This window comes from uncultured Succinivibrio sp. (assembly GCF_902756765.1).
Taxonomy (GTDB): domain Bacteria; phylum Pseudomonadota; class Gammaproteobacteria; order Enterobacterales; family Succinivibrionaceae; genus Succinivibrio.
In genome coordinates this window covers 1-2,714 of the sequence record NZ_CACVSS010000168.1, presented here as the reverse complement: position 1 = coordinate 2,714, position 2,714 = coordinate 1, and the positions used below count along the sequence as shown (strand labels likewise).

Here is a 2,714-nt window from a genome sequence, read left to right as displayed (position 1 = left end):
ACCTAAAATAGATTATGTAGAAGTTCATTATTACTAGAAAACGGATCTGCAAATGGCTGGTTTAATTGAAAATATTGAAAGACGTACTGGTATGGTTGGTCAGAACCGCATGGAAATGCTGCTGTTCCGCCTGCCTAACAGAAAGCAACTTTATGGTATGAATGTGTTTAAGATTCTGGAAATTCTTCCATGTCCTCATCTTACTATCATGCCGAAATTGCATAAATCAGTGATTGGTGTGTTAAATCATCGTGGTACAACTTCCTCTGTTATTGATTTGAGCCTTGCAATGGAAGGTCCAAAAACAGATGATTACCGTAAGTACCTGCTTGTGATGAGTGAGTACAATAATTCTGTACAGGGATTTATTGTATCTAAGGTTGAACGTATTGTTGACTACAGCTGGGATAAGATCATGATCCCTCCTAGTGGTCTGGGTAACAAGGCTTATCTGACAGCGGTTACCGAATATCAGAATGAGCTGGTGGAAATTGTTGACGTTGAGAAGATTTTCTCTGAGATTTCTCCATACGAGGAAATCGTCGACAACAATACTGAAGAGTTTAAAGCACATATTCGTTCTATGCTGAAGCATCCTGAAGCTAAGATTATCGTTGCTGATGATTCTAAGGTTGCAATCAAGCAGACTGGTGACACTGTGAGAACTCTTGGTATTGAGGTTATTGAGGCTAATAATGGTCTTGAAGCACTTAACATTATCAAGGATTATGCAGCTAAGGGTAAGCTTGATGAAATTGAGCTTCTTATCTCTGACGTGGAAATGCCTCAGCTAGATGGTTACTCCTTGAGTGCGGCGTTGCGTAAAGATCCATTGCTTAAGGATATCTATGTAATTCTGCATACCTCCTTGTCAGGAGTTTTCAATGAAAGTATGCTTCACCGTTCAGGTGCTAATTCCTGTGTTGCTAAATTCGATACAGAGAAACTTGCAAATACTGTTGTCAAAGCAATTGAGGAACTTCATGGAGGCCTGAAGCCTTCAGAGTCAGTAACAAAACTTGTTAACTGATTAGTAAGCTTAAAAGTTTCGTTTTCTTTACTAACCTTAAATACGGAGATGGATTCTGTATTTAAGGTTTTTTATTTTTTGCTCCTTCCTTTTTTACTGTCACAGTAATCTGTAAAAAAGACTATCCATTTGGGGTTAATTTTGTGGATTTATTCTGCAGATTTAATTTTCTGTGTTTTATGTCACAATCTTAAATGTAGTAAACATTCAGTTCTGTTTTTCCTTTTGGGAGGCATAAAACATGTATATTGTCGAAATTACGACTATTACTAATCCTGCAGAAGTAAGTTATGAATTTGGTTCTCTTGATGAAGTAAAGATTTTTCTTGAAAAGAACAGAGAGATTCTTCAGTCTTATGTAGTTGTTCACAAAAACGGAAATATCGTCAAGCTTTAGCTGTTCCTACGTTCTGTCTGACACATGAAACTTCCATTATGATAATGGAAGTTTCGACAGAAAAGAGCGCTCTTCTTTTGTTATAACTGATCTTTGTATTTGTTCTTTAAAACTCTATTCAGTCTGATAGGGCAGAATCTTGGACCGCACATTGAACAGAAAGATGCTTCATGGGAGCAGTTATCCGGCATCTGAGATTTCCATACCTTGTAAGCATGTTCCGGATTTAAACTTAAGGCAAACTGATCGAACCATCTGAAATCAGCACGGGCTCTAGCCATGGCATCATCTCGTAACTTAGCTCCAGGCAGGCCTTTGGCCAGATCTGCTGCATGTGCTGCAAGTTTGTAGGTTATTAGCCCTGTTTTCACATCTTCTGCATTTGGAAGAGCAAGATGTTCGGCTGGAGTTACATAACACAGCATTGCAGTACCAAAGGCTGCAATCTGAGAACCTCCAATTGCAGAGGTGATGTGATCATAGCCTGGTGCAATATCAGTAACCAGAGGTCCTAAGGTATAGAACGGAGCGTAATTGCAGTATTTCTCCTGAAGTCTCTGGTTTTCCTCAATCTTATCCATGGCAACATGACCTGGACCTTCAATAAAGCACTGAACTCCTGCTTTATAACATCTTGCAGCAAGTTCACCGATGGTCTTCAATTCTCCGTACTGGGCTTTGTCACAGGCATCATTGATACATCCAGGACGCAGGCCGTCACCTAAGGATAGTGCAACATCATAGTCATGACATATTTCCAAAAGCTCATCAAAGTGCTCATATGCCATATTTTCAGTGCCCTGACTCATCATGCATTCAGCCATGATTGAACCTCCTCTGGAGACTATTCCCAGAATTCTCTGAGCTGCATATGGCAGATAATCGTGCAGAAGTCCTGCATGAATGGTAAAGTAGTCAACACCCTGTCTTGCCTGTGCTATAACCGTATCACGGAACAGATCCCAGGTTAGCTTTTTGATGTTTCCCTCTGCTCTGTCCAGAGCTTCATAGGCTGGAACTGTTCCTAAAGGTAAAGGTGATGCTCTTAAGATAGCATTGCGAAGGTCTGGTATCCCTTCGATACCAACACTCAAATCCATTACAGTATCTGCTCCAAACAGCAAAGAGAATCTTAGTTTTTCAAGTTCTTTTGAATAGTCTGAACCAATGGCTGATGCTCCGATGTTAGCATTGACCTTGACGCTGTATTTTGCTCCTATAATCATGCTTTCTGCTTCAGGGTGATTGATATTTGCCGGAATTACAGCTCGTCCCTGTGCTATAGTG

General features: G+C 40.2%; 3 protein-coding genes. 2 read left to right on the top strand and 1 reads right to left on the bottom strand.

Features of this window, described 5'->3' with window-relative positions; all coding sequences use genetic code 11:
- The first annotated feature begins 52 nt into the window (after positions 1-52).
- Both QZU45_RS12025 and QZU45_RS12020 read left to right on the top strand, forming a co-directional pair.
- Complete coding sequence (locus tag QZU45_RS12025; protein ID WP_295355620.1) at positions 53-1,030, top strand: chemotaxis protein; 978 nt, start codon at positions 53-55, stop codon at positions 1,028-1,030.
- Positions 1,031-1,271: 241 nt separating this feature from the next.
- Positions 1,272-1,427, top strand: coding sequence for a hypothetical protein (locus QZU45_RS12020; RefSeq protein WP_295355618.1), 156 nt, complete (start codon positions 1,272-1,274; stop codon positions 1,425-1,427).
- Positions 1,428-1,507: 80 nt separating this feature from the next.
- On the opposite strand, the gene thiC is transcribed toward QZU45_RS12020, so the two are convergent.
- A partial coding sequence (gene thiC, locus QZU45_RS12015) for a phosphomethylpyrimidine synthase (RefSeq protein WP_295355616.1) occupies positions 1,508-2,714 on the bottom strand: 1,207 nt, incomplete at its 5' end.

Bases quoted from the DNA above. Each gene is read 5' to 3' on its own strand.
- QZU45_RS12025 (WP_295355620.1), top strand. From the start codon at position 53: ATGGCTGGTTTAATTGAAAATATTGAAAGACGTACTGGTATGGTTGGT.
- QZU45_RS12020 (WP_295355618.1), top strand. From the start codon at position 1,272: ATGTATATTGTCGAAATTACGACTATTACTAATCCTGCAGAAGTAAGT.